The following is a 23,174-nucleotide window of genomic DNA, read 5'->3' on the forward strand; positions in this document are numbered from 1 at the left end:
CGCCCGCACAACCCCGTGGACCGCGCCCGAGACGCCTCGACCCGCGGCGCCCACACCGTGGGCCGCGCCAGACGCCTCGACCCACGAGACCTCCTCACCCGCGAGACCCTCAGGAGACACACGACGATGGCCGACCGGGTCACGGTGATCGGCTGGGACGGTTCGCCCCTCACCGCGGCGGCCCGCTCCGCGCTCTCCGCCGCCACCCTGGTGGCCGGCGCCGCGCACCATCTGGCGCTCCCCGAGGTCCCGCCCGGGGCCGAGCGGATCCGCCTCGGCAGTGTCGACCTGGCCGCCCGGCGCATCGCCGGACACCGCGGCAGCCCCGTCGTCCTCGCGGACGGCGACCCCGGCTTCTTCGGAGTCGTCCGCTCCCTGCGCGCTCCGGAGCACGGCCTGGAGGTCGAGGTCGTGCCCGCGGTCTCCTCCGTCGCCGCAGCCTTCGCCCGCGCCGGAATGCCGTGGGACGACGCCCGGACCGTCGTCGCCCATCAGCGCACGCTGCGCCGCGCCGTGAACGTCTGCCGGGCCCACCCCAAGGTCGCCGTCCTCACCTCTCCCGGCGCGGGCCCCGCCGAGCTGGCCCTCCTCCTCGACGGCGTCCACCGGACCTTCGTCATTTGCGAGGAACTCGGCACCCCGCGCGAACAGGTCACCGTCCTCACCTCCGACAAGGCCGCCGACCATGCCTGGCGCGACCCCAATGTCGTCATCGTCATCGGCGCCACCGCCACCGCCACCGCCGCGCCGGGTGGTGGCTGGCTGATGGGCCACGACGCCGGCTTCCCGTCCGGGGTCCGGGGCTGGGCACTGCCGGCGGAGGCGTACGCCGACCACCAGGCCGGCGTGTCGCCCGGCGCCGTACGGACGGAGACGGCGCGGTCCAAGGCGGTACGGGCGGACGGGCCGCGGTCCGACGCCGTGCCGGCGGGGGAGTCGGCCGGGTTGCGCGCCGCTCAACTGGCCCGTCTCGGCCCGCGCATCGGCGACCTCGTGTGGGACATCGGCTGCGGCGGCGGCGCGCTCTCCGTCGAGGCCGCGCGCTTCGGCGCCGCCGTCATCGCCGTCGATCTGGACCCGGCCGCCTGTGCCCGCACCGAGGCCGCCGCCCGCCGCTTCGGCGTCCAGCTCCAGGCCGTACCCGGCCGCGCCCCGCACGTACTGGAATCCCTGCCCGAGCCCGACGTCGTACGGATCGGTGGCGGCGGCGTCCCCGTCGTCACCGCCTGCGCCGACCGGCGCCCCGAACGCATCGTCACCCACGCCGCCAACCGCGACGAGGCGGAGGCCATCGGCGCCGCTCTCGCCGAGGGCGGCTACGAGGTGGAGTGCTCGCTCCTCCAGTCCGTCGAACTCGACCCCGTCGCCTGGACCGAGCGTGAGCGCTCCGTCGTCTTCCTCCTCTCCGGCCGCAGGCCGGAACGCGCCCCGTGACCGAGACGGTACGGAACGGCAGGTAGGCTGGCCGATTGTTGTACCGCAGCCCGATGTTCGGCGGTTCTCTCCCAGCGACCGCTGGAAGGTGCCCCCGTCAATATCCGGAAAAGGGGCCCGTTTTGACCCCCCATGTGTGGTACGGCGGAACTGGGGGACGCGCGACGTGGCGCAGTCCACAGCGCACCGTGGCGGATCTCGCTGCCGCGGCGGGGGAAAGGCCGCGACAATGCTTCATGTCCGCGAGCCGTTTCGTGCCGCACGGCGGGCAGGCTCGTTCTTGTTGCGGGCGAAGGTCTGAAGGAGCACAACCGATGGGCGAGGGGTACGCATGACTGACACCGGCCAGATCCCGGGCGAGGGGCTGCCGGAGAACGCAGGCATGGTCGAGCAGCCGGGCATCCCCGCTCCGGGCGCGTACACCTTCCTGGACCCCTCCGAGAGCGCTGCCGAGGACGATGACCTGCTGCTGATGCCCGGTGCGCAGGGTGCGTGGAGCGAACCGCACCAGGGCGCCGCGTCCGCGTCGGCGCAGGTCCCCGGACAGGTCCCTGCGGTGGGGATCGTTCAGGGTCAGGTACCGATGGCGGGTCCCCAGTCCCCGGCCTCCGCACCCGTGACCGCCGAGCCGGTCGCAGACGGCCAGAGTCAGGGGCAGCCCCAGGCCTACGCCCAGGGGCAGGCGCAGGAACAGATGCAGGCCGTGCCCGTGTACGAGACCTACGAACCGGGCGTCCACGAGACCTCCGGCCGCGACTCCGGGTCCGTGGACCTCGGAGGCGTACGCGTGCCGCCGCCCGCCGCCGCCCAGGCGCCGCCCTCGCGCCGCCCCCTGCACATGGGCCCGCCCGTGCCCGAGAGCAGCGGTGGCGTCGTCCGCTCGCTCGCCGACCGCGGCCCGGCGAGCGCTCCGCCGAGCCCGATGCCCGCCCGTGTGTCCGCCCCCCAGGCGACGGGTCTCGAGTACTTGGACGTCTCGGGCGAGGAGGCCGCACCGGCCCAGGCGGCGGCCCCCGCCGCGGTGTCCGCTCCCCAGCCGGTCGCGGTTCCCGTCGAGGCTCAGCTGCCCGGTCCGCAGCTCGGGGAGATCCCGCCGCAGGCGGGCGCGCCGTGGGCGTCGCAGCCCGAGGAGTCGGTGCAGCTCCAGGAGGCGGTTCAGCCGCAGGGGGCAGTCCAGCCCCAGGAGGCGGCTCAGCCTCAGGGAGTGGACCTTCCTCAGGAGGCAGTCCAGTCACAGGAGGCGCAGCAGCCTCAGGCACCTGCACCTGTCCCAGCAGAAACGGTCGTCCCGGAGGCAACCCCGGACGCTCCGGCGGCCGCCGCCCAGTTCGTCCCGGTCGAGGGCTCCGTTCCGACGACCCCGCATCTGGCTCCGACGCCGCATCCGGCTCCGGCTCCGGCTCCGACGCCGGTGGCGGAGGCGGCTCCCGTTGAGCCGGTCGCCGCCGAGCCGGTGGCCGAGGCGGTTCCCCAGGCGGTGGCCGAGGCCGCTGTTCCGGCTGCGCCCGTCGAGCAGGCCGACACCGCGGAGGTCGTGGAGCCGGCAGAGGCCGTGGAGCCCATGGCGGTGGAGGAGCCTGCTCCGGTTTCCGCGCCGGAACCCGAATCCGTGTCCGAATCCGCACCTGAGGCTGCCGTGGCTGAGGTCGTGGCCGTCGACGAGCCTGAGGTCGAGCCGGTGGCTGAGGTTGTGGCCGAGGACGCGGTGGCCGTCGTACCGGCGCCGCGTGAAGGCGAGCCGGCTTCGGAGGCTCCCACCCCCGAGGCCGCCGCGGCCGTCGAGCCGGTCCCGCCCGTCGAGGAGCCTCAGGCGCCGGCGGTCGCCGAAGTCGTAGAGGTTGTAGAGGCCGCCGAGGCCGCCGAGCCGGTCGCGGCCGTAGCGGAGGATGTTCCGGTGGTCGTCGCGCAGGCAGAGGCGCCCGTGCCGGGCGAGCAGCAGGTTCAGGCGGAGCCCCAGCCGGAAGTGGCCGCTGAGCCGGTCCTTGCTGAGTCCGCCCCTGAGTCAGTCGCTGAGTCAGGCGCTGAGCCCGTCGGTGAAGCGGATGTCGAGCCGGACGCGCGGCAGTCCGACGTCGAGCAGCCCGTTGACGAGCCGGTCGAGCCGGCTGAGCAGCAGGGCGCCCCGGCGCCCGGCTACAACGACGCCGAGCGCGAGGCCGTCCTGCGCGTCATGCGCGAGCGCCGCGACATCCGTAACGGCTTCCGCAGCGACCCCATCCCGCACGAGGTGCTCCTGCGCGTCCTCGAGGCCGCGCACACCGCACCGAGCGTCGGCCACTCGCAGCCCTGGGACTTCGTCGTCATCCGCTCCGCCGAGACCCGCCGGACGATGCACGAACTGGCCACCCGTCAGCGTGAGGCGTACGCCAAGTCGCTGCCCAAGGGCCGGGCCAAGCAGTTCAAGGAACTGAAGATCGAGGCCATCCTCGACACGCCGGTGAACATCGTCGTGACCGCCGATCCGACCCGCGGCGGCCGCCATACCCTCGGCCGGCACACGCAGCCGCAGATGGCCCCGTACTCCTCCGCTCTCGCCGTCGAGAACCTCTGGCTCGCCGCCCGCGCCGAAGGCCTCGGCGTCGGTTGGGTCAGCTTCTTCGACGAGCGCGAGATGGTCCGGTGCCTGGGCCTGCCCGAGCACCTGGAGGTCGTCGCGTACCTGTGTGTCGGTTACGTCGACGAGTTCCCCGAGGAGCCCGAGCTGATGCAGGCGGGCTGGTCCAAGCGCCGCCCGCTGTCCTGGGTCGTCCACGAGGAGACGTACGGCCGCCGCGCCCTGCCCGGCGAGGAGCCGCACGACCTCCTGCAGGAGACCATCTCCAACATCCGCCCCCTCGACGCCAAGGCACTCGGCGAGGCGTGGGAGCGGCAGAAGCGGATGACCAAGCCCGCCGGGGCGCTCGGAATGCTCGAGATCATCTCGGCGCAGCTCTCCGGGCTCTCCCGCAAGTGCCCGCCGCCGATCCCGGAGCCGGCGGCCGTCGCGATCTTCGCCGGCGACCACGGAGTGCACGCCCAGGGCGTCACCGCCTGGCCCCAGGAGGTGACCGGACAGATGGTCGCCAACTTCCTGGGCGGTGGCGCGGTCTGCAACGCGTTCGCCAATCAGGTGGGCGCCGAGGTCTGCGTCATCGACGTGGGTGTCGCCTCGGACCTGCCCGCCACGCCGGGCCTGCTGCCGCGCAAGGTCCGCGCCGGTACGGGCGACTTCACCACGGGTCTCGCCATGTCCCGCGAGGAGGTCCTCGCCGCGATCGAGGTCGGCATCGAGACGGCCCGTGACCTGGTCGCCGCCGGCAACAAGGCGCTGCTGACCGGCGAGATGGGCATCGCGAACACCACGGCGTCGGCCGCGCTCATCTCCGTGTACACCGGCGTCGACCCGGTCGAGGTCACGGGGCGGGGCACCGGCATCAACGACGAGATGCACGCCCGCAAGGTCGACGTGGTCCGCCGTGCGCTGGACCTCCACAAGCCCGACCCGGCGGACCCGATCGGCGTCCTCTCGGCGGTCGGCGGACTGGAGCACGCGGCGCTCGTCGGTCTGATCCTCGGCGGCGCGTCCCTGCGTACGCCGGTGGTCCTGGACGGTGTCTCCACCGGCGCGGCGGCGCTGGTCGCCCGCGCGATCGCCCCGGAGGCCCTCGCGGCCTGCATCGCGGGCCACCGCAGCGCGGAGCCCGGGCACGTGGCGGCCCTCAACAAGCTGGGCCTGCGCCCGCTGGTCGACCTCGACCTCCGCCTGGGCGAGGGGACGGGCGCGCTCCTGGCCCTGCCGATCGTCCAGAGCGCGGCTCGTGCGATGCACGAGGTGGCGACGTTCGACTCGGCGGGCGTCACGGAGAAGTAGGCCCGCGGTCGGTCCGGCTTCCCCGCGTGCGTGGTGGCGGGGGCCGGGCCCTCCGGCGCGGGGTGTCCGGACCGCAGCCTCACCGCGCTTCGCGCGAGTTCCGGTGCTTCAGGTCCGAACACCCCCCACCTGCGGGCCGGTCCCGTTGGGCCGGTGGGTAGCTTCCCGCCGGACGGAGTCCCGGGGTTCGGCCCCTCCGGCCGGTGGGCAACCGCCGGACGGAGTCCGGGGGCCGGCCCTCCTGCCGTTGGGCAACCGTCGCGCCCGACAGAGCACCGGGGACGGCGCCTTCGGGCCGTTGGGCAACCGACGCGCCGGACGGAGCCCCGGGGGCCATCCCCCGCCCGGTGGGTAAGCGTCCTCCCGGGCGGAGTCCCGGGGTTCGGCCCCCTCCGGCCGGTGGGCAACCGCCGGACGGAGCCCGGGGCAAGCCCCCTCCGGCCGGTGGGCAACCGCCGGACGGAGCCCGGGGCAAGCCCCCTCCGCCTGGTGGGCAACCAACGCGCCGGACGGAAGGCGGGCATGACGCCGCAGCCGCCCTCACTTACGGTGGGCCGTGCGGTCCAGGGCCTTGAGGCCCCGGCTGCCGCCGCGCCCAAGGGCCCAGAACACCGAGGCCGCCGCACCCGTGAGGCCCTCGGCCCCGTGAACCGCCGCCCCGGTGCGAGACGAACCCCACTCCCCACCGCCACACCCCCCACCATCCCGCTATCGTGTTCGCTGGGCCCCCGGCCCACCCCGCACCCCCTCCCACCAGCCGCTTCACCGCCGCAGCGGCACCGCACACGCCAAGCCCCCTCCGAGGAGCCGCACCGCCATGGCCGAGCATGCCGAGCACCCCGCCTACCCCGTCGGACTGCGCCTGACCGGGCGCCGCGTTGTCGTCGTCGGGGGCGGCCAGGTCGCCCAGCGCCGCCTCCCCGCGCTCGTCGCGGCCGGTGCCGACGTCACGCTCGTCTCCCCGTCGGCGACCCCCTCAGTCGAGGCGATGGCCGAAGCGGGCGAGATCACCTGGGTGAAGCGCCGGTACGAGGACGGCGACCTCGCCGACACCTGGTACGCCCTCGTCGCCACGAGCGACCCCGACGCCAACACACGCGCGTCCGCCGAGGCCGAGCGGACCAGGACGTGGTGCGTGCGCTCCGACGACGCCGAAGCCGCGACTGCCTGGACCCCGGCGACCGGCCGCAGCGAGGGCGTGACCGTCGCCGTGCTCACCGGCCGGGACCCCCGCCGCTCCGCCGCCGTGCGCGACGCGATCGTGGAGGGCCTGCGCGACGGTTCGATCGCGGCGCCGCAGCACCGTTCCCGTACCCCCTTCGTGGCCCTGGTCGGCGGCGGCCCCGGCGACCCGGACCTGATCACGGTCCGTGGACGCAGGCTGCTCGCCGAGGCCGATGTGGTGATCGCCGACCGGCTCGGCCCGCGCGACCTCCTCAGCGAACTCCCGCCGCACGTCGAGGTCATCGACGCGGCGAAGATCCCGTACGGCCGTTTCATGGCCCAGGAGGCCATCAACAACGCGCTGATCGAGCACGCGAAGGCCGGCAAGTCGGTGGTCCGCCTCAAGGGCGGCGACCCGTTCGTCTTCGGCCGCGGCATGGAGGAGGCCCAGGCGCTCGCCGAGGCCGGGATCGCCTGCACGGTCGTCCCCGGCATCTCCAGCTCCATCTCCGTGCCCGGCGCGGCCGGTATCCCGGTCACGCACCGCGGAGTGGCGCACGAGTTCACCGTCGTGAGCGGCCATGTCGCGCCCGACGACCCGCGCTCCCTGGTCGACTGGGCGTCCCTCGCGAAGCTGCGCGGCACGCTGGTGATCCTGATGGGCGTCGACAAGATCGGAAAGATCGCCGAGGCGCTGATCGCCCACGGCAAGGCCCCCGAAACCCCCCTGGCCCTGGTCCAGGAGGGCACGACGGCCACCCAGCGTCGCGTCGACGCGACGCTCGCGACGGTGGCCGAGGCGGTCAGGGCCGAAGACGTGCGACCGCCGGCGGTCATCGTCATCGGCGCTGTCGTCGCCGAAGGCCCGAACAAGTAACCGGCGGTTACCGAACTCCGCCCAGCCGTTGGAACCTCACCCCGGACAAGGCAGTATCACCCTGTGGCCGAACTCATCACTGTTGACGACCCCGACGACCCGCGCCTGCGTGACTACACGGGTCTGACCGACGTCGAGCTCCGCCGCAGACGCGAGCCCGAGGAGGGCCTCTTCATCGCCGAGGGCGAGAAGGTCATCAGGCGGGCGAAGCAGGCCGGTTACGAGATGCGGTCCATGCTGCTGTCCGCCAAGTGGGTGGACGTCATGCGCGATGTCATCGACGAGGTACCGGCGCCCGTGTACGCGGTGAACCCCGACCTCGCCGAGCGCGTCACCGGCTACCACGTCCACCGCGGCGCGCTGGCCTCCATGCAGCGCAAGCCGCTGCCGACGGCCGACGAGCTGCTCGCCACGGCCCGCCGGGTGGTCGTGATGGAGTCGGTCAACGACCACACCAACATCGGCGCGATCTTCCGCAGCGCGGCGGCCCTCGGCATGGACGCCGTACTGCTGTCACCGGACTGCGCGGACCCGCTCTACCGGCGCTCGGTCAAGGTCTCCATGGGAGCGGTGTTCTCGGTCCCGTACGCCCGCCTCGAAACATGGCCCAAGGGCCTCGAATCGGTGCGCGAGGCGGGATTCAAGCTCCTCGCCCTCACTCCCGACGAGAAGGCGTCCTCGATCGACGAGGCGGCGGCGCACCGGCTCGAGCGGGTCGCGCTGATGCTCGGAGCGGAGGGCGACGGCCTGTCGACGAAGGCCCTGATGGCCGCCGACGAGTGGGTGCGCATCCCGATGGCGCACGGCGTCGACTCGCTGAACGTCGGCGCCGCGGCGGCGGTGGCGTTCTACGCGGTGGCGACGGGCCGCCCGCAGGACTGAGACTCAGCCCTGAAGTCCCTGGGCCGCCGCGATGCCCAGGGCCACGATCAGCGTCACGACGACGAATACGAAGATCCGCTGCCGCAGCAGACGGGGGTTGGCGGGCCTGCGGCCGGTGGACGTGGTCCGTACGCCGGGACGGGACGCCGGACGCCCACCGCCCGTGCGGGCACCGGTGGGACGGCCCTGCTGGGGCCGTGAGCCGCCGGTGCGCGGCCCCGGCGGGCGCGGCGAGGACCCCTGCGTCGTACGCCCCTGGGTGGACCCGCGCTCCGTGTACCGCTCCGTGAGCCGGCCCGTGGGCCGTTCCTGCTCCGTACGGTCCCGCTGGGCCGGCGGCCTCGCCTCGGGCAGCCCCTGCGCCTCACGTGCGGCGATCTCCTTGAGCCGCATGGAGAGTTGCAGGGTGCTGGGGCGCTCCTCGGGGTCCTTCGCGAGACAGGCCCGTACGAGCGGGGCCAGGGCGTCGGGAACCCCGTCCAGGTGCGGCTCCTCGTGCACCACCCGGTAGAGCATGACCTCCGAACTGCCGTGGCCGAACGGAGAGTCCGCCATCGCGGCGTACGCGAGGGTGGCACCCAGCGAGAAGACGTCCGTGGCGGGGGTGACCGCCGCGCCCCGTACCTGCTCGGGGGCGAGGAAGCCGGGCGAGCCGACGGCGGTGCCCACATGGGTGAGTGTGCTCGCGCCCGTGGCCCAGGCGATGCCGAAGTCGATGATCCGGGGGCCCTTGGGGGAGAGCAGGATGTTCGACGGCTTCAGATCCCGGTGCACGACGCCGGCCTCGTGAACGGCCACCAGGCCTTCGGAGAGGGCCGCGCCGATCGCGGCGACATCGGCGGCCCGCAGGGGCCCCTCGTCGGCGACGCGGTCGTGGAGGGAGGGGCCGGGGACGTACTGGGTGGCGAACCAGGGGCGGTCCGCCTCCAGATCGGCGGCCACCAGCCGGGCCGTGCACCCGCCCCGGATACGGCGCGCCGCAGAGACCTCGCGGGCGAACCGCGACCGGAACTCCTGGTCCTCGGCGAGATCCGGTCGGATCACCTTCAGGGCCACCCGCTGCCCGCGCCGGTCGGAGCCGAGATAGACGACCCCCATGCCGCCGGCGCCGAGCCGCCGATGGAGCCTGAACGAGCCGACGACCCGCGGATCCTCGCGCCGGAGCCGCATCATCGCCATGTCCGTCCCCTACCTACGGTGGGCAGGCCCCACCCCGCAGCCGCGGTTATCCGTTTGACGTGGCACAGCTTACGTATCCCTGCCCCGGTGCGCTCATAGGCCGCGCCCTCACGAGCCGATCGATTGTCAGTGCTGGGTGGGAAACTTGAGGAGTGGTCAGGGAGCCGCGGATCCAGGCTCCCTTGACCCGTGCGATATCCCAATGGTCCGTCGCAGAAGGGGGATTGGATCGATGAAGGGTGACCGCGTGGAGATAGTCGTGGACGCGGGAGACACGACGCGTACCTACGAAGTGGTGGCAAGCCGGGCAGGCCGCAGGGTCGAGACGGCGGTGCGCAGGGGGGTGGTCGAAGTGAGCGAAGTCACCCGTAACGGCTCGGTCGTCCGGACGGCCCGTTTCATGGCCAACCGTGTGCTGGCCCTGGTCGAGCAGCCGATCCCGAGGGAGGCCGAGCAGGAGTGACCCCTGGGGGATGACCCCCACCCGTGGACCCCCGTCTCCACCCAGGGGAGTACGCGGGGGAGGGGCGGCTCATCCTCCGGGAGGCCCGCCAAGCGGTACGCGGGCATGACGCCCGGGGGCCCCGGCGTCCCTAGTGTTGAGGCAAGCGGCGGGTGGAGTACTCGTCCCCCGAGGTCAGACACCCGCCGCTGCCAGACACGAAGGAGAGGACCCATGGCGGACACGGCAGTACGGAGCATGATCCGCACCCAGCGGCCCACGACCCCGTCCGGCCGCCGTCACCCCCTGGTGGCGGCCGCCATGGTCCTCCCTCTCGCGGCCCTGCTCGTAGTCGTCTTCGGCGGCTGGGACGCGGTGGTCACACAGGCGTCGTCCGTGGGCGTGATGCTGGGGCGCTGAGCGGCGCCCCGGACCCGGGAGAGCGGCCCGGGTCGGGGACATCCGGCCAACAACCCCGTGGGGACGGGGGTGCGGCGGACGGCAGCGTTTGGCCGGTCAGCTGGGGAGCTGACCGGCCATCGCGCTTTTCCGGGAGCGGGTCGGCCCGTGCCCGGTGACTGGAGGCTTCTCCGGCCCCCGGGGCAGGTCCCCCCATGCGGGTGGCTCAACGGCCCACCCGGCTGACGGCACGGCGAACGGCAGCGTTCTGGTCGGTCGGCCGGGGAGCCGGCCGGTCTTCGCGCGTTTCGGGGAGAGTTGGCCCGTGCCCGGTGACTGGAGGGTTGCCCGGGCTCTCGGCTCTCGGCTTCCGGCTGCAGGGGGCCTGCACCCGGTCACGGGAAGTGGTCGGGTGGGGACCGATTTCCCGCACAGCCCCCCGCGTAGGCTCCCTTCCGTGCAGTCCGACTCCCCGGTCCTTCTCCGCGCCCTCGGCGACGTCGCCCGTCACGCCGCGCACCTGGCCGCGCCCCGCGACCCCTGCCGAGCCTGCGGGGCAGCCGGCACCCCCGAAGGTCCCGTCCTCGCCGACCGGCCCGACGGCACCGTCGTCCGGCACGGGCGCGCTGTCGCCAAGGCGCACGCGCCCGGGACGGACACTGCCGCGCACCGCGTCCGCGTCGCCGTCGCCGGGCATCCGCGGCTCGCCGGGATTCTGCTGCCGCCCCTGCCGACGGCGGACGCGCCCGACGTCCACGGCCGCCCCGTCACCGCCTGGCCCTACGGCACCCCCGTCGACCCCGTCGACCCGGACGCCGCCCCCTGGGAGGAGGCCGCCGTCCTCCTCGCCCGGCTGCACCGCGTCCCGGCCGCTGCGATACCCGGGCCGCTCCCTGCGATGCGCGGCCCCGCGAAGGCCGCCCTCGCCGTCGCCCGGATGCGCGCCGCCGGACCGCACCCCGCGGTGCGGACCGTGCTCCGTGCCTGGGAGAGCCTTCCCGCCTGGGCCCGCGACGAGGCACCGTCCCCCCGCCCCGGCGCCGTCTGCCACGGCGATCTTCACCTGGGCCAGCTCGTCCGACACCCCGAGCCCGACGGCCCCTGGCTGCTCATCGACGTGGACGACCTCGGGCTCGGCGACCCCGCCTGGGATCTGGCCCGGCCCGCCGCCTGGTACGCGGCCGGTCTGCTGCCACCGGAGGTATGGACCCGTTTCCTCGGCGCGTACCGCGCGGCCGGTGGCCCCGCCACATCCCCGCACGGCGACCCCTGGCCACAACTCGACGTGCCCGCCCGGGCCCTCACCGTGCAGACGGCCGCCCTCGCTCTCGCCAAATCCGCCGCCGAGAACCGCGAGGTCGACGACGTCGAGCAGGTGATGATCGACACGTGTGCCCGAATCGCGTCGCTCCGAACCGAGTTGGCGGATCCGGCGTCATCGTAGGGTGAAGCCATCATCCGAACGGCGAGGAGTTGAGCCGATCATGCAGTGTCCCAAGTGCCACGCGGCGATGCACACGTACAACCGCAACGGCGTCCAGATCGAGCAGTGCAGCGGCTGCCGGGGCATCTTCCTGGACTACGGCGAGCTGGAGTCCCTGACCCGCCTGGAGTCCCAGTGGGGCCAGCAGGCTCCGCCCGCGCCGCCGGCCCCCCAGGCCTACCCCGCCCCCGCCGCTCCGGCCTGGGGCGCCCCGCAGCACCACGGTCACGGTGGTCACGGCGGTCACTACCGCCAGCGCAGCTTCGGCCGGATGCTGTTCTCCTCCTGAACGACGGAACCCCCGGCCGCGAGATGCGGCCGGGGGTTCCGGGCTGTGCGCGATACTGGGATTGAACCAGTGACCTCTTCCGTGTCAGGGAAGCGCTCTCCCGCTGAGCTAATCGCGCGGGACGGTACGAATACCGCAGGTCATGCCGTTACTGCGTGATGCTGCGTGCGCGATACTGGGATTGAACCAGTGACCTCTTCCGTGTCAGGGAAGCGCTCTCCCGCTGAGCTAATCGCGCGGGGACCCTTGCGGATCAGTGGACGATACTGGGATTGAACCAGTGACCTCTTCCGTGTCAGGGAAGCGCTCTCCCGCTGAGCTAATCGTCCTTGGAGGTGGAGACGGGATTTGAACCCGTGTAGACGGCTTTGCAGGCCGTTGCCTCGCCTCTCGGCCACTCCACCAGGAGTGAATACAGGGGTTCGGGAAGATCCCCCACATCGAGCGGACGACGAGATTCGAACTCGCGACCCTCACCTTGGCAAGGTGATGCTCTACCAACTGAGCCACGTCCGCTTGTCGTTTCCGTTCCGCTTGCGCGTCCCGGCGACGTGTTGAACTCTAGCGGATTCCTGGGCCAGCACAAAAACGCGTTTCCGCAGCGTGCTGACCTGTGTTCGTGTCGCGTTCGCCGTGGACACGCTCCAGCGGCACCGCCCGGCCGCCCCGGGGCATCCCGCCCCGCGCCGCCCTAGACTCACATCCGTGCACGACCTCGCTCCTCTGGCCCGCTTCGGCGGCCTCGTCGCAACCGACCTCCGGGATGTCACCAGTGATCCCGAGGCCCTCGACTCCTCCGGCTTCTGGGCCGTCGCGGCGGACTTCGAAGGCCGTCTGACCTGCGCCCGCTTCGGCGACGTACGGCACGAGCCGGTCCCCGCGCCCGCCCCGGGTGCCTGGCGCGGACCCGCTGCCAGTGACTGGACGTCGTCGCTCGACCGCGCCGCGTACACCGAGGGCGTCCGCCGTATCCGCGAGTACATCGCCGCGGGCGAGGTCTACCAGGCGAACCTCTGCCGGGTACTGTCCGCGTCGCTGCCCGACCCGGCCGCCGCGGACGTGGACGCGCTGACCTCCCTGCTGGCCCGGGGCAACCCGGCCCCCTACGCCGGAACGATTCGGCTGTCCGCCCACGGGGTCGAGATCGCCACCGCCTCCCCCGAGCTCTTCCTCCGCCGTTCCGGGGCCGTCGTCGAGTCCGGGCCCATCAAGGGCACCGGCCGGACCGCCGCCGACCTGCTGGAGAAGGACCACGCCGAGAACGTCATGATCGTCGACCTGGTCCGCAACGACCTGGGACGGGTCTGTGAGACCGGTTCCGTCTCGGTGCCGGAGCTCTGCGCGATCGAGGAGCACCCCGGCCTGGTCCATCTCGTGTCGACCGTGCGCGGGGTGCTGCGCGAGGACGCGGGGTGGCGCGAGCTGCTGGCCGCGACCTTCCCGCCGGGCTCGGTCACCGGCGCCCCCAAGTCCAGCGCGCTGAGGATCATCGACGCCCTGGAGACCGCCGCGCGCGGGCCGTACTGCGGTGGCATCGGCTGGGTGGACGCCGACGCCGGCACCGCCGAGCTCGCCGTCGGCATACGCACCTTCTGGATCGACCGAGCCGCCCCCGGGGGGCCCGCCCTGCGCTTCGGTACCGGCGCGGGCATCACCTGGGGCTCCGACCCGGAGCGGGAGTGGGCGGAGACCGAACTCAAGGCCTCACGGCTGCTCGCGGTAGCGTCGGGAGCGTACGAGGCGAGCGGAAGGGCCATATCGCGATGAAACTCTGGGTCAACGGCGGGCTGTACGACGAGGACGCAGCCCGGGTCTCCGTGCTGGACCACGGTCTGACGGTGGGCGACGGCATCTTCGAGACGGTCAAGGCGGTGCGCGGTGAAACGTTCGCGCTGACCCGTCACCTCGACCGGCTGACCCGCTCGGCCCGCGGTCTCGGGCTGCCCGACCCCGACCTCGAAGAGGTGCGGCGCGCGTGCGCGGCGGTCCTCGAGGCCAACCCGATGGAGCTCGGCCGCCTCCGCATCACGTACACCGGCGGTCTGTCGCCGCTCGGCTCCGACCGGGGCGACGCCGGGCCCACCCTGATCGTGGCGCTGGGCGAGTCGAGCCCCCGCCCCGACTCCACCGCGGTGATCACCGTCCCCTGGACCCGCAACGAACGCGGCGCGCTCACGGGCCTGAAGACCACCTCCTACGGGGAGAACGTCGTCGCCCTCGCCAGGGCGCGGGAGCAGGGCGCCTCGGAGGCACTGTTCGCCAACACCGTCGGGCAGCTCTGCGAAGGCACGGGGTCCAACGTCTTCGTCGTCCTCGACGGGCAGATCCACACGCCGCCGGTCGCCTCCGGCTGCCTCGCCGGCATCACCCGCGCGCTGACCGTCGAGTGGACCGGGGCGCACGAGACCGACCTGCCCCTGGACGTGCTGGAGCGGGCCGACGAGATCTTCCTGACCTCCACCCTCCGCGACGTCCAGGCCGTCCACCGCGTCGACGGCCGTCAACTCGCGGGCGCCCCGGGCCCGGTGACCGCCAAGGCCATGCGGATCTTCGACGAGCGGGCCGCGGCCGATCCGGACCCCATCACCGCGTAAAAGATGGTGACGGCCGGCCGCGGGGCAGGTAGAACACCCCTGATGACCACCACCCTGCGGCCGACCGGGCCGCTTCAGCAGGCCGCCGACGGCAACCGCTCGCGCACCTACGAGGTCTGCGTCAACAGCCGTCCCGTGGGCGCGGTCGAGCTGGCCACCATGGCCGACTTCGGACCCGCCGTGGGGACGATCAGCGGGCTGCGCATCGACGAGGCCGACCGCCGCCGGGGCCGGGGCACGGTCGCCGCGCTCGCCGCCGAGGAAGTGCTGCGCGGCTGGCGCTGCCGCCAGATCATGATCTCCGTACCGGCCGACGCGCGGGTGGCCCTGCGGATGGCGACCGCCCTCGGCTACACCGAACGCAGCCGGAACATGCTCAAGGAGCTCGGCCCTGCGCCCGCGCTGCCGGAAGGCCTCGACATGCGCCCGATGACGCAGGCCGAGTACGAGGTGTGGGCAGCCGCCACGCACGACACCTTCGCGCAGAGCTGGATCGACCGGGGGCTGCCCGAGGAGCAGGCCAGGACCAAGGCCGAGGCCAGCGCGCGGAAGCATCTTCCCGACGGGCTCGCGACCCGGGGCGTGGCCATTCATGTGGCCGTCCGCGACGGGCAGGTCGTCGGCACGCTCTGGACCGGGCCGCACGAAGTGGAACCGGGCGTCGAAGCGGCGTTCGTGTACGACGTCGAGGTCGCCGAGGCCCAGCGCGGCAAGGGCTACGGCCGGGCGCTGATGCTGCTCGCCGAACGGGTCGCCCTGGACGCCGGGGCGCGCCTGCTCGGACTCCATGTCTTCGCGGGCAACACCCCGGCCCTGCGGCTGTACGAGTCGCTCGGTTACCGGACGACCAGCGTGAACAGCCTCAAGGAACTGCTCTAGGACCTGGCCGCCCGGGCGCTCAGGCCGGGCGGCCCCCGGCCAGGAGCCGGTCGGCGATCTCCTCGATGCGGGCCCGCAGGCCCTCCTGGCTCTTGCCGCCGTCGAGGCGTTCGCCGTCGATCACGTAGGTCGGCGTGCCCGTGACCCCGATCGCCTTGCCCTCCGCCTGGTCGGCGTCGACGATCAGGATGTGCCGGCCGTCGATGAGGGCGGTGTCGAACTCCTCGGCGTCCAGACCCAGTTCGCGCGCCACCTCGACGAGCACCGGCTCACCCCGGTCGGCCAGCTCCGCGGTCCTGGCCAGGACGGCCTCCGCGTACGCCCAGCCCTGGCCCTGCTCGGCGGCCTCCTCGGCCGCCTGGGCGGCGGCGAAGGCGTGCTTGTGCTTCTCCAGGGGGAAGTGGCGCAGCCGCAGATCCAGACGGTCCCCGTAGCGGGCCCGCAGCGCGCGGATGTCGTCCATGGCGCTGTGGCAGTCGGGGCACTGGAGCTCGCACCAGACGTCGAGGACGACGGGGGCGGCGGCGCGGTCGGTGGTGGAGTCACTCATGGGGCCAGTCTTCCAGCCCCCGTGCCGGCCGCCCAACCGGCACCTGGGGAGGAGGGCCTCCCGGAGATCTTCCTGAGGTCCTTGGGAGGGCGTGGCCACCACCGGTCCATGAGGTGCAGGATGGAAGGGACGTATCGCCCATGCCTGGAGGACGGGATGCTTGCCGAGACCATTTGCTCCGCGGTGTCCGCGGCCGGGCTGGGCATCGCCGCGATCACGGCCTACCGCAAGCGGTTCCTGACCGCCGCACGGTTCGCGGCCTACGCGCTCGTCCCGATCGGCCTGGTGATGACGGGCGCGGTCGAGTGGCTGGCGGAGACGGCGTTCAGCCCGATGGCGTGGGCCGGCTTCGGCGTACTGGGCGTCGCCTGGCTGCTCTTCATGGTCACCCGGGCCGTCGAGCGCCGTACCGGTGGTACCCGCAAGGAGCGCAGGGCCGCGGCCAGGGCGTCCCGGGAGGACGCGGTCACCCCCGCCGCGTCCGCGCCGTCGCTCGGCCCCTCGTCGAAGCCCGCCGCCGGGCAGCCGACGGCGAAGCCACGCGCCGCCGACGCGGGGGAGGACTTCAGCGACATCGAGGCCATCCTCAAGAAGCACGGCATCTGACCAGCAGGCGGCCCGCAGCCCGACCAGCGCCTCCCGCGATCGTGGGAGGCGCTGACGAGATGTGATGAACTGCCGTCGCTTTGGGGCGTGTTGATCGTTGCGCGGCGGCCTCCTGCGCCATCATCGCCCCGAGATGCTGGAAACCTCGCGGGAACAGCCCCCCGCCCCCACCGAAGAGCCGCGAGGCTGCCTTTTCGCGCTCTCCCAGCCGCCGCTGATGATCTTTCTCGCGGTGATCGGCTGTCTGTTGCTCATGGCCTCCGTGCACGACCTCTTCCTGCTGTGAGGCCCTCGTACACGGCGCCGTGCGCCACCGCTCAGCCGGCCGCTTCCTTGCGCCGGGCCCGGTACGCGGCCACATGCAGGCGGTTACCGCAGGTGCGGCTGTCGCAGTAGCGGCGGGAGCGGTTGCGCGACAGGTCGACGAACGCGCGCCCGCAGTCCGGCGCCTCGCAGCGGCGCAGCCGCTCCTGTTCGCCCCCGACCACGATGAACGCCAGCGCCATCCCGCAGTCGGCGGCGAGATGGTCGGCGACCGAGGCGCCCGGCGCGAAGTAGTGCACGTGCCAGTCGTAGCCGTCGTGGTCGGTCAGCTGGGGGGTCGTGCCGGCGGCGGCCACCAGCTGGTTGATCAGCGCCGCGGCGACCCGGGCGTCGGGAGCCGCGAACACGGCGGCGAACCGGCCGCGCACGTCCCGTACGGCCTTCAGGTCGCGCTCCCCGAGCTCCCCGACGTCGCTGATGTCATGAGCGCGCACGAACGCGTTCAGTGCCGTGATGTCCCCGAGCTCATCGCCCCGCTCGCCCTCCGGCGCGGTGTTCATCAGATCGACGACGGTGTCGAGGGCGATCCGGGTGTCGTGGGGGATCAGCACGATTCGCTCCCTGGCCAGCTGCGGGCGGGCGCCCGCCGGATTGCGCTGACTCTAGCGGCTCGGCCGTAAGAGACCCGGGGCGGTCCGAAAGTGGGCACGAAGAGGGCGCGAACCGGGTCGGTCGGGGCCGAAAAGCGCATCGGCGCCCTCACCGCGGTGGCTTCGCGGTGAGGGCGCCGATGTCCGCCGTAGGGGGTTGTCCGCGCGGCGCCGTCGCCCCGAGTCGGACGGCGCCGTGCGGCTCTCGGCCTGGCTCAGCTTTCGGCCAGGATGTGGGAGAGCTCCGTGTCCAGGTCGAAGTGGCGGTGCTCGGTGCCCGGGGGCACCGCGGCGTCGGTCCGCTTCAGGAACGACTCCAGGGCCCTCGCGGGGGCCTCGAGCAGGGCTTCGCCCTCAGGGGAGCTCAGCGCGATGCAGACGACGCCCTGGCCATGACTGCGTGACGGCCAGACTCTGACGTCGCCGGTGCCGGTGGGCCGGTGAAGGCCCTCGGCGAGAAGGTCGCGGGCGAAGACCCACTCGACCGTCTCCTCGGCTCCGGTGTGGAAGGTGGCGTGCACGGCATAAGGATCGGCCGTGTCATACCGCAGGCCCGCGGGTACAGGCAGTGAGGACTCGCTCGACACAACGAGGCGCAGGTGCAGCTCGCAGCTGACCGTGGTGTTCATAAGCGCCAGGGCCTTTCGCTCAGTGTGCGCTCGGGGATTCGCACGTCGGCGAAATCGACATGCCACCTACGGTGCCGTTGTAAACCCCTCTGTCTGTTTTGTGATCCTTCAGGTAGCTCGTATGGGGGCGTGTAACTTCGGGTTATACGGCCATACGGGTGACGCGACGGAGTCCGGTAGGTTGGTGCCCATGAATGCGGAGAGTGACGAGCGGGGAAAGGTCGACGGGCCCCTGCCCGAGGCCCCCGCCACGGGGGACGCGACCGACGGTGTGACGCAGGGTGAGCCGGAGCTCGGCTCCCGCGCGCCCGAGTTCATCAAGGCACGAAGGACGCTCCATCTGAGCTGGCAGGTCGGCGTCTTCGTCATCGGCCTCGCCGTCGTCGGCGCGGGCGTCGCCATGCTGGTCCTGCCCGGACCGGGCTGGATCGTGATCTTCGGCGGCATGGCGATCTGGGCGACCGAGTTCGTCTGGGCGCAGCTGGTGCTGCGCTGGACCAAGCGGAAGGTGAGCGAGGCCGCGCAGCGCGCCCTCGATCCCCGCGTGCGGCGTCGCAACATCATCCTCACCACGATCGGTCTGGTGATCATCGCCGTACTGGTGGGGGTGTACCTCTGGAAGTTCGGCCTCGTCATGCCGTGGAAGATCGACGAGTGACCCCGGACCGGTCCGGAAGCGCCGCTGACATGGGGTAATGTTTGCGGTGCGCCCGGGCGATTAGCTCAGTGGGAGAGCGCTTCGTTCACACCGAAGAGGTCACTGGTTCGAACCCAGTATCGCCCACCACCCGGATCGAAGGCCCTGGAGATGATCTCCAGGGCCTTCGTCGTGCGCCCGTGCCGGGCGGCCTCAGCGCATCCGGCCCAGGCGCTCGCGCAGCCTGCGCGCGTCACGCAGCCGCTGCTCGTACGTCGCACCGAGTGCGAGCAGCAGCAGACCGGCGAGCGCGGGCGGCAGCCAGCGGGGCAGCGCCCCGACGACCTGGACGACGTACGGCGCCAGCTCGTGCAGCGCGTCGAGCCCGAGCACCAGCCCGCCGAGCACCAGGAGCGCCTGCAGCCGCAGCCGCGCGCCGGCCAGGGTGACCGCGAGCGCCGCGAGGCCCAGGAGGAGGGGGCGCGTCCACTCTTCGTCGCCCCAGGCGGCGAAGAGGCTCGGCAGCAGCGTCGCGGCGAGCCCGGGGCCGTACGCCGTCCAGGACGACGCCTCCGGGTCCCGGCGCCGTCGCACCACACCCACGGCCAGCGCGGGGAGCGTGACGGGAAGGGTGTACGCCTCCGGAGCGGTGACCTCCCACGCCCCGAGCCGCACCCAGGTCGCGACCACGAACAGCCCAGCGGCGACCCACCCGGCGACCGGGCGGCGTTCCTCCCGCACCGCGGTGGCCGCCGCGATCACACCGGCGAGGGCCAGAACCGTCGCCAGATACACGGGCCGGGGCGCCGCGAGGCCCACCGCCGGCAGTCCGGCGGCGGCACCGGTCAGCTCGACCGGCAGCGAGACCGGGTGCCGGCGCAGCCGCGCCCCGAGGCCGGCGGTGGCCGCCGGCACGGCGAGCAGCGCCAGGGCGGCCTGCGGGCCCGTGAGATCGGCGGCAGCCGCACCCGCGGCCACGAGCCCGGTGACGGCGACGACGGCGGAGCAGGCCGCCACCACCCTTACGGCACCGGCGGCGGCGAACCCCGCCCCCGCGAACAGAGCCACCAGCACGCCGAGCACGGCGAACGTCGCGGGCCGCGTGGCGAGAGCGAGGAGCACCCCGGTCACGCCGGACGCGAGCGCGCAGGCCAGAGCGGTCCACGCGACGGCGACGGTGGGGGACAGGGGCGTGGGCCGACCGCTAGCGGCGGAGGGCCCGGCCCGTCCGGGGGTGTCCGGTGTGCCGTCCTGACCCGCACCAAGGGCCGTGTGGGCCGCGGCCCCGAAGGTGCCGCTCGCCCCGACCGGCCCGGGCGTGGTGCCGGGTGCGTCGGGCGTTCCCGCTGCGCGGACCCCTTCCGGGGTCGCGGGACGGCCGGCGGTGTCCGGGGCGGTCGGTTCAGCCTGTCCGGGCGTGGTGCCGGGCGCCGGGCCCGGGGCTCCTTCCGGGACGGCGGTACGACCGGCGGTGCCCGCCGCGGAGTCCGTGCCCGCCCGGTCGGTCGGCGCGTTCAGGCCCCGCGCCAGGAGTGACGGGCGCGTCGCCGCGTACAGCGCGGCCGCCGTCGTCAGGAGGAGGACCGCCACCGTCGGGGCGTACGCGAGATCGAGGGACGAGGGGAGCACGACGGCCGTGGACCAGGTGAGGGCCAGGGCGGTGCAGCGGGTCCAGACGCGGGGGACCGCCGCCAGGACCGCGGCGACGATGAGCAGGATCAGCGGGGCCGCCGACAGGTCCGCCCACGGCAGGTCGCCGTGGGGGCGCGACGGGGCGCCCGACCAGATGTCCGTGACGACGGCGAGCGGCGCGGTGAGGGCCGTCGCGACCGCCGGCAGGGACCACAGGACCGAGAGTGCCTGCACGCCGCCCGAGGCGCCCACCAGGCCCTGCTTCACCGCGCGAGGCGCCGGTGTGCGCAGGACGGCCACCAGGGCGACCGCGCAGAGGAGATGGCCGAGGACCGACCAGCCCTCCGGGACGGCGGCGCGGATCACGCCGCCCACCGCGACGACCGCCGCGAGACCGGCCACCGCGGACGCGGTGACGGCGGCCGCCGTCACGCGCCAGGCCGCGTACAGCGCGAGCGACGCGCCGGCCAGCAGCAGCGCGCCCGGAGCAAGTGCCCCGGCCGGGCTCTGCGCCGTCACCGAGAACCAGCCGCCGGCCAGCAGCGCCCAGCCGCCCGTCAGGCATGCCCCCGTCGCGGCGAGCGCCCGGACGGCGACGGGCTTGGCCCACAGCACGAGCGCGAGGTCCACCGCCGCGGTGGCCAGCATGGCCCAGCCCGTCGTCAGCGCACTCGCGTTCACCGTGAGAGCCCAGAGCGGCAGCGGCAGTTGAGCCGCGACGACGGCGGCCGGCAGCGGGACGCGGAGCCGGTCGAGGGCCGATCCGTACGCCGTCCACAGGCCCGCGAGCGCTGCGGACGCCACCGCCGTGTAACCCACGCCGTCGGCCTCCGGCAGCGCGACCCGGTGCAGTGCGTACGCGTCCAGCACGGTCAGGACAAGGCCCAGGGCCGCCACCGACTCCGCCGTCGAGGCCAGGCCACGGCGCAGCAGGACGACCGGCGCCGTGAGGGCGGCCGCCGTCACCAGACCGAGGACCGCCGAGCGGCCGCCGATGCCCATGTGGCCCCAGCTGACCAGCGTGAAGGCGAGGGCGGCGACCGTCAGCAGAACCCCGCCGAGCACGAGCAGCACGTTCTGCACGCTCGGCGGGGAGGCGTCCGGACCGGACCGCGGTGGACCTGTCTGCCACTGCGGACCGGGAACGGACGCGACGGGCGGATGCAGAACCTGGAGCAGCCAGGCGCGTCGCGCCAGCAACTGGGACCGGCGGGCGTCGAGTTGAGACAGCTCCCGGTCGACGAGCGTCAGCTCCTCGGCGGGCGGCAGGGCATTGACCATGCCTGGAGTGTGTCCCCCGCCACACCGTGACGGTATGGGCGCGCGTACTCAGATCGCGTGTGAGTACGCCCCACCGGGTCACACTGGCCGCATGGACTGGTGCCGATACCGCTTCCGCAGCGTCTGGCAGTTGGCAGCGCCGCCCGGCGCCGTCCTCGCGGCGCTCGAACGGACCGAGGACTACCCCCGCTGGTGGCCGCAGGTCCGCGAGGTCACCCGGGTCGACGACCGGACCGGTACCGCCCGGTTCCGCTCCCTCCTCCCGTACGACCTCGTCGTCACCGCGACCGCCCGGCGTCACGACCCGGCCGCGGGTGTCCTGGAGATCGGGCTCACCGGGGACCTGGAGGGGTGGGCGCGCTGGACCGTGACCCCGTGCGCCGCGGGCACCCGGGCGCTCTTCGAGCAGGAGGTGGAGGTGCGCAAGCCCCTGATGCGGCGCCTCGCGGTGCCCGGGCGGCCCGTCTTCACCGCCAATCACACCCTGATGATGCGCGCCGGCCGCCGCGGACTGGCCGCCCACCTGGGATCGGTTTGAAGGAAGCCCGCCGGGGGCTGTATGGTTCAACCCGTTCCCGGGCGATTAGCTCAGTGGGAGAGCGCTTCGTTCACACCGAAGAGGTCACTGGTTCGAACCCAGTATCGCCCACCGGGAAAAGGGCCGGTCCGCATCACGCGGACCGGCCCTTTCGCATGGAACAGCCCTGTCGGCCGGCACGCTCAGGCGGCCGCCGCCGGGAGTTCGGGCCGCAGCGGCCAGGCCGGGTCGACCGCCTCCGGTGATCCGTTGCGCGCGAACCACGCCTGCAGACCCCGGGCCTGAGCCGCGTGCCACACCGCCTGCAGGGTGTGCAGCTCCGCCGGGGACAGCCGCTCCATCCGGGACGCGAACCGCCGTGCCACCGCCCGTACGACCTCCAGCGCCGCCGTGGCGTCCGCCGCCGCGTCATGCGCGCCGTCCAGCACCACGCCGTACTGCGCGCACAGATCCGTGAGGGTGCGCCTGCCCTTGCGGTAGCGGTCCAGGTGCTTGTCCATGACCCGGGGGTCGAGCACGCACAGCGGGACGTTCTCCAGGTACCGGGCCAGCGACGACGCCCGGTGGCGCCGCAGTTCACGGTCGAGGAGCGTCAGGTCGAACGGCGCGTTCATCACCACGAGCGGGCGGCCGGCCGCGCACTGCTCGGCCAGCCCCCGGGCTATCTCCTCCATCACCGGCGACGGCCACCGCCCGTTGCGCCGCAGGTGATCGTCCGTCAGCCCGTGTATCTCGGTGGCCCCCGGCGGTACGGGCACTCCCGGGTTGACCAGCCAGCGGGTGACCCGGGCGCGCCCGCCCGCCGTGTCCTGGACGACGAGGGCGGCCGAAACGATCCGGTCCTCCTCGACGTCAACTCCTGTGGTTTCCGTGTCGAATGCGGCCAAGGGCCCCTCGTACCAGAGCGTCATCGCC

At 73.4% G+C, this 23,174-nt stretch carries 21 protein-coding genes and 7 tRNA genes; 17 read left to right on the top strand and 11 right to left on the bottom strand.

Annotated elements, in window-relative coordinates:
* The first annotated feature begins 126 nt into the window (after positions 1–126).
* The 4 genes from cbiE (at position 127) to ACZ5VC_RS28170 (ending at position 8,207) form a co-directional block, all read left to right on the top strand.
* Positions 127–1,434, top strand: a complete 1,308-nt coding sequence (gene cbiE, locus ACZ5VC_RS28155; RefSeq protein WP_469122800.1) for a precorrin-6y C5,15-methyltransferase (decarboxylating) subunit CbiE — start codon at positions 127–129, stop codon at positions 1,432–1,434.
* A 331-nt stretch (positions 1,435–1,765) separates the two neighbouring features.
* Positions 1,766–5,284, top strand: coding sequence for a nicotinate-nucleotide--dimethylbenzimidazole phosphoribosyltransferase (cobT, locus tag ACZ5VC_RS28160; protein WP_469122801.1), 3,519 nt, complete (start codon positions 1,766–1,768; stop codon positions 5,282–5,284).
* 817 nt (positions 5,285–6,101) lie between these two features.
* Complete coding sequence (gene cobA, locus ACZ5VC_RS28165; RefSeq protein WP_469122802.1) at positions 6,102–7,325, top strand: uroporphyrinogen-III C-methyltransferase; 1,224 nt, start codon at positions 6,102–6,104, stop codon at positions 7,323–7,325.
* Positions 7,326–7,388: 63 nt separating this feature from the next.
* A complete protein-coding gene (locus ACZ5VC_RS28170; protein WP_469122803.1) occupies positions 7,389–8,207 on the top strand; it encodes a TrmH family RNA methyltransferase in 819 nt (272 codons plus the stop codon).
* 3 nt (positions 8,208–8,210) lie between these two features.
* On the opposite strand, the gene ACZ5VC_RS28175 is transcribed toward ACZ5VC_RS28170, so the two are convergent.
* Positions 8,211–9,386 (bottom strand): serine/threonine-protein kinase, encoded by a 1,176-nt coding sequence (locus ACZ5VC_RS28175; RefSeq protein ID WP_469122804.1) that lies wholly within the window; start codon positions 9,384–9,386, stop codon positions 8,211–8,213.
* A gap of 232 nt (positions 9,387–9,618) precedes the next feature.
* Here ACZ5VC_RS28175 and ACZ5VC_RS28180 point away from each other — a divergent pair, with 232 nt between their 5' ends.
* The 4 genes from ACZ5VC_RS28180 to ACZ5VC_RS28195 all read left to right on the top strand — a co-directional run bounded on the left by ACZ5VC_RS28180 (position 9,619) and on the right by ACZ5VC_RS28195 (position 11,999).
* The gene (locus tag ACZ5VC_RS28180) at positions 9,619–9,849 is read left to right on the top strand and encodes a hypothetical protein (RefSeq protein ID WP_469122805.1); all 231 of its coding nucleotides are present in this window, start codon (positions 9,619–9,621) and stop codon (positions 9,847–9,849) included.
* A 213-nt stretch (positions 9,850–10,062) separates the two neighbouring features.
* Positions 10,063–10,248, top strand: a complete 186-nt coding sequence (locus ACZ5VC_RS28185; protein WP_469122806.1) for a hypothetical protein — start codon at positions 10,063–10,065, stop codon at positions 10,246–10,248.
* 436 nt (positions 10,249–10,684) lie between these two features.
* Positions 10,685–11,671, top strand: a complete 987-nt coding sequence (locus ACZ5VC_RS28190) for a phosphotransferase family protein (protein ID WP_469122807.1) — start codon at positions 10,685–10,687, stop codon at positions 11,669–11,671.
* Positions 11,672–11,711: 40 nt separating this feature from the next.
* Positions 11,712–11,999, top strand: coding sequence for a TFIIB-type zinc ribbon-containing protein (locus tag ACZ5VC_RS28195; protein ID WP_468709326.1), 288 nt, complete (start codon positions 11,712–11,714; stop codon positions 11,997–11,999).
* Positions 12,000–12,045: 46 nt separating this feature from the next.
* Here ACZ5VC_RS28195 and ACZ5VC_RS28200 read toward each other — a convergent pair.
* The 5 genes from ACZ5VC_RS28200 to ACZ5VC_RS28220 all read right to left on the bottom strand — a co-directional run bounded on the left by ACZ5VC_RS28200 (position 12,046) and on the right by ACZ5VC_RS28220 (position 12,515).
* A tRNA-Val gene (locus tag ACZ5VC_RS28200) sits at positions 12,046–12,117 on the bottom strand.
* Between the two features lie 48 nt (positions 12,118–12,165).
* A tRNA-Val gene (locus ACZ5VC_RS28205) sits at positions 12,166–12,237 on the bottom strand.
* Positions 12,238–12,256: 19 nt separating this feature from the next.
* Positions 12,257–12,328: transfer RNA gene (locus ACZ5VC_RS28210), tRNA-Val, on the bottom strand.
* Between the two features lies 1 nt (position 12,329).
* Positions 12,330–12,403: transfer RNA gene (locus ACZ5VC_RS28215), tRNA-Cys, on the bottom strand.
* A 39-nt stretch (positions 12,404–12,442) separates the two neighbouring features.
* Positions 12,443–12,515: transfer RNA gene (locus tag ACZ5VC_RS28220), tRNA-Gly, on the bottom strand.
* A gap of 189 nt (positions 12,516–12,704) precedes the next feature.
* Here ACZ5VC_RS28220 and ACZ5VC_RS28225 point away from each other — a divergent pair.
* Genes ACZ5VC_RS28225 through ACZ5VC_RS28235 form a run of 3 tightly spaced genes read left to right on the top strand, consistent with a single transcriptional unit; the run spans position 12,705 to position 15,472 of the window.
* Positions 12,705–13,766 carry a chorismate-binding protein gene (locus ACZ5VC_RS28225; protein ID WP_469122808.1) on the top strand — a complete coding sequence of 354 codons (1,062 nt, stop codon included), beginning with the start codon at positions 12,705–12,707 and terminating at the stop codon, positions 13,764–13,766.
* Entirely contained in the window at positions 13,763–14,593 is an 831-nt protein-coding gene (locus ACZ5VC_RS28230) for an aminotransferase class IV (protein ID WP_469122809.1), read from the top strand. Before ACZ5VC_RS28225 ends, ACZ5VC_RS28230 begins: the two co-directional genes overlap by 4 nt.
* Positions 14,594–14,635: 42 nt before the next feature.
* Positions 14,636–15,472: a GNAT family N-acetyltransferase gene (locus ACZ5VC_RS28235; RefSeq protein WP_469122810.1), complete on the top strand. Its 837-nt coding sequence runs from the start codon at positions 14,636–14,638 to the stop codon at positions 15,470–15,472.
* 19 nt (positions 15,473–15,491) lie between these two features.
* Here the strand turns inward: ACZ5VC_RS28235 and ACZ5VC_RS28240 are convergent, their stop codons facing one another.
* On the bottom strand, positions 15,492–16,022 hold the full coding sequence (locus tag ACZ5VC_RS28240; RefSeq protein ID WP_469122811.1) for a DsbA family protein: 531 nt from the start codon (positions 16,020–16,022) through the stop codon (positions 15,492–15,494).
* 156 nt (positions 16,023–16,178) lie between these two features.
* Here ACZ5VC_RS28240 and ACZ5VC_RS28245 point away from each other — a divergent pair, with 156 nt between their 5' ends.
* Both ACZ5VC_RS28245 and ACZ5VC_RS28250 read left to right on the top strand, forming a co-directional pair.
* Positions 16,179–16,628, top strand: coding sequence for a hypothetical protein (locus ACZ5VC_RS28245; protein ID WP_469122812.1), 450 nt, complete (start codon positions 16,179–16,181; stop codon positions 16,626–16,628).
* Positions 16,629–16,761: 133 nt separating this feature from the next.
* Positions 16,762–16,914: a hypothetical protein gene (locus tag ACZ5VC_RS28250; RefSeq protein ID WP_468709318.1), complete on the top strand. Its 153-nt coding sequence runs from the start codon at positions 16,762–16,764 to the stop codon at positions 16,912–16,914.
* A gap of 31 nt (positions 16,915–16,945) precedes the next feature.
* Here the strand turns inward: ACZ5VC_RS28250 and ACZ5VC_RS28255 are convergent, their stop codons facing one another.
* Together ACZ5VC_RS28255 and ACZ5VC_RS28260 are read right to left on the bottom strand one after the other, a co-directional pair.
* Positions 16,946–17,503: a CGNR zinc finger domain-containing protein gene (locus ACZ5VC_RS28255; RefSeq protein ID WP_469122813.1), complete on the bottom strand. Its 558-nt coding sequence runs from the start codon at positions 17,501–17,503 to the stop codon at positions 16,946–16,948.
* 254 nt (positions 17,504–17,757) lie between these two features.
* Entirely contained in the window at positions 17,758–18,171 is a 414-nt protein-coding gene (locus ACZ5VC_RS28260; protein WP_003959770.1) for an SsgA family sporulation/cell division regulator, read from the bottom strand.
* 190 nt (positions 18,172–18,361) lie between these two features.
* Here ACZ5VC_RS28260 and ACZ5VC_RS28265 point away from each other — a divergent pair, with 190 nt between their 5' ends.
* Together ACZ5VC_RS28265 and ACZ5VC_RS28270 are read left to right on the top strand one after the other, a co-directional pair.
* Positions 18,362–18,829, top strand: a complete 468-nt coding sequence (locus ACZ5VC_RS28265; RefSeq protein WP_469122814.1) for a TIGR02611 family protein — start codon at positions 18,362–18,364, stop codon at positions 18,827–18,829.
* 54 nt (positions 18,830–18,883) lie between these two features.
* Positions 18,884–18,958: transfer RNA gene (locus tag ACZ5VC_RS28270), tRNA-Val, on the top strand.
* A gap of 63 nt (positions 18,959–19,021) precedes the next feature.
* Here the strand turns inward: ACZ5VC_RS28270 and ACZ5VC_RS28275 are convergent.
* Entirely contained in the window at positions 19,022–21,721 is a 2,700-nt protein-coding gene (locus ACZ5VC_RS28275; protein ID WP_469122815.1) for an SCO7613 C-terminal domain-containing membrane protein, read from the bottom strand.
* A 91-nt stretch (positions 21,722–21,812) separates the two neighbouring features.
* Here ACZ5VC_RS28275 and ACZ5VC_RS28280 point away from each other — a divergent pair, with 91 nt between their 5' ends.
* Both ACZ5VC_RS28280 and ACZ5VC_RS28285 read left to right on the top strand, forming a co-directional pair.
* Positions 21,813–22,259 (top strand): SRPBCC family protein, encoded by a 447-nt coding sequence (locus ACZ5VC_RS28280; RefSeq protein ID WP_469122816.1) that lies wholly within the window; start codon positions 21,813–21,815, stop codon positions 22,257–22,259.
* Positions 22,260–22,298: 39 nt separating this feature from the next.
* Positions 22,299–22,370: transfer RNA gene (locus tag ACZ5VC_RS28285), tRNA-Val, on the top strand.
* A 71-nt stretch (positions 22,371–22,441) separates the two neighbouring features.
* Here ACZ5VC_RS28285 and ACZ5VC_RS28290 read toward each other — a convergent pair.
* Positions 22,442–23,170, bottom strand: coding sequence for an exonuclease domain-containing protein (locus tag ACZ5VC_RS28290; RefSeq protein WP_469122817.1), 729 nt, complete (start codon positions 23,168–23,170; stop codon positions 22,442–22,444).
* Positions 23,171–23,174 lie beyond the last annotated feature (4 nt).

It is taken from the genome of Streptomyces sp. NPDC033174, assembly GCF_055577795.1.

Coding starts and splice junctions, on each gene's coding strand:
- cbiE (WP_469122800.1), top strand. CDS start 127: ATGGCCGACCGGGTCACGGTGATCGGCTGGGACGGTTCGCCCCTCACC.
- cobT (WP_469122801.1), top strand. CDS start 1,766: ATGACTGACACCGGCCAGATCCCGGGCGAGGGGCTGCCGGAGAACGCA.
- cobA (WP_469122802.1), top strand. CDS start 6,102: ATGGCCGAGCATGCCGAGCACCCCGCCTACCCCGTCGGACTGCGCCTG.
- ACZ5VC_RS28175 (WP_469122804.1), bottom strand. CDS start 9,386: ATGGCGATGATGCGGCTCCGGCGCGAGGATCCGCGGGTCGTCGGCTCG.
- ACZ5VC_RS28180 (WP_469122805.1), top strand. CDS start 9,619: ATGAAGGGTGACCGCGTGGAGATAGTCGTGGACGCGGGAGACACGACG.
- ACZ5VC_RS28185 (WP_469122806.1), top strand. CDS start 10,063: ATGGCGGACACGGCAGTACGGAGCATGATCCGCACCCAGCGGCCCACG.
- ACZ5VC_RS28195 (WP_468709326.1), top strand. CDS start 11,712: ATGCAGTGTCCCAAGTGCCACGCGGCGATGCACACGTACAACCGCAAC.
- ACZ5VC_RS28230 (WP_469122809.1), top strand. CDS start 13,763: ATGAAACTCTGGGTCAACGGCGGGCTGTACGACGAGGACGCAGCCCGG.
- ACZ5VC_RS28235 (WP_469122810.1), top strand. CDS start 14,636: ATGACCACCACCCTGCGGCCGACCGGGCCGCTTCAGCAGGCCGCCGAC.
- ACZ5VC_RS28240 (WP_469122811.1), bottom strand. CDS start 16,022: ATGAGTGACTCCACCACCGACCGCGCCGCCGCCCCCGTCGTCCTCGAC.
- ACZ5VC_RS28245 (WP_469122812.1), top strand. CDS start 16,179: ATGCTTGCCGAGACCATTTGCTCCGCGGTGTCCGCGGCCGGGCTGGGC.
- ACZ5VC_RS28250 (WP_468709318.1), top strand. CDS start 16,762: ATGCTGGAAACCTCGCGGGAACAGCCCCCCGCCCCCACCGAAGAGCCG.
- ACZ5VC_RS28260 (WP_003959770.1), bottom strand. CDS start 18,171: ATGAACACCACGGTCAGCTGCGAGCTGCACCTGCGCCTCGTTGTGTCG.
- ACZ5VC_RS28265 (WP_469122814.1), top strand. CDS start 18,362: ATGAATGCGGAGAGTGACGAGCGGGGAAAGGTCGACGGGCCCCTGCCC.
- ACZ5VC_RS28275 (WP_469122815.1), bottom strand. CDS start 21,721: ATGGTCAATGCCCTGCCGCCCGCCGAGGAGCTGACGCTCGTCGACCGG.
- ACZ5VC_RS28280 (WP_469122816.1), top strand. CDS start 21,813: ATGGACTGGTGCCGATACCGCTTCCGCAGCGTCTGGCAGTTGGCAGCG.
- ACZ5VC_RS28290 (WP_469122817.1), bottom strand. CDS start 23,170: ATGACGCTCTGGTACGAGGGGCCCTTGGCCGCATTCGACACGGAAACC.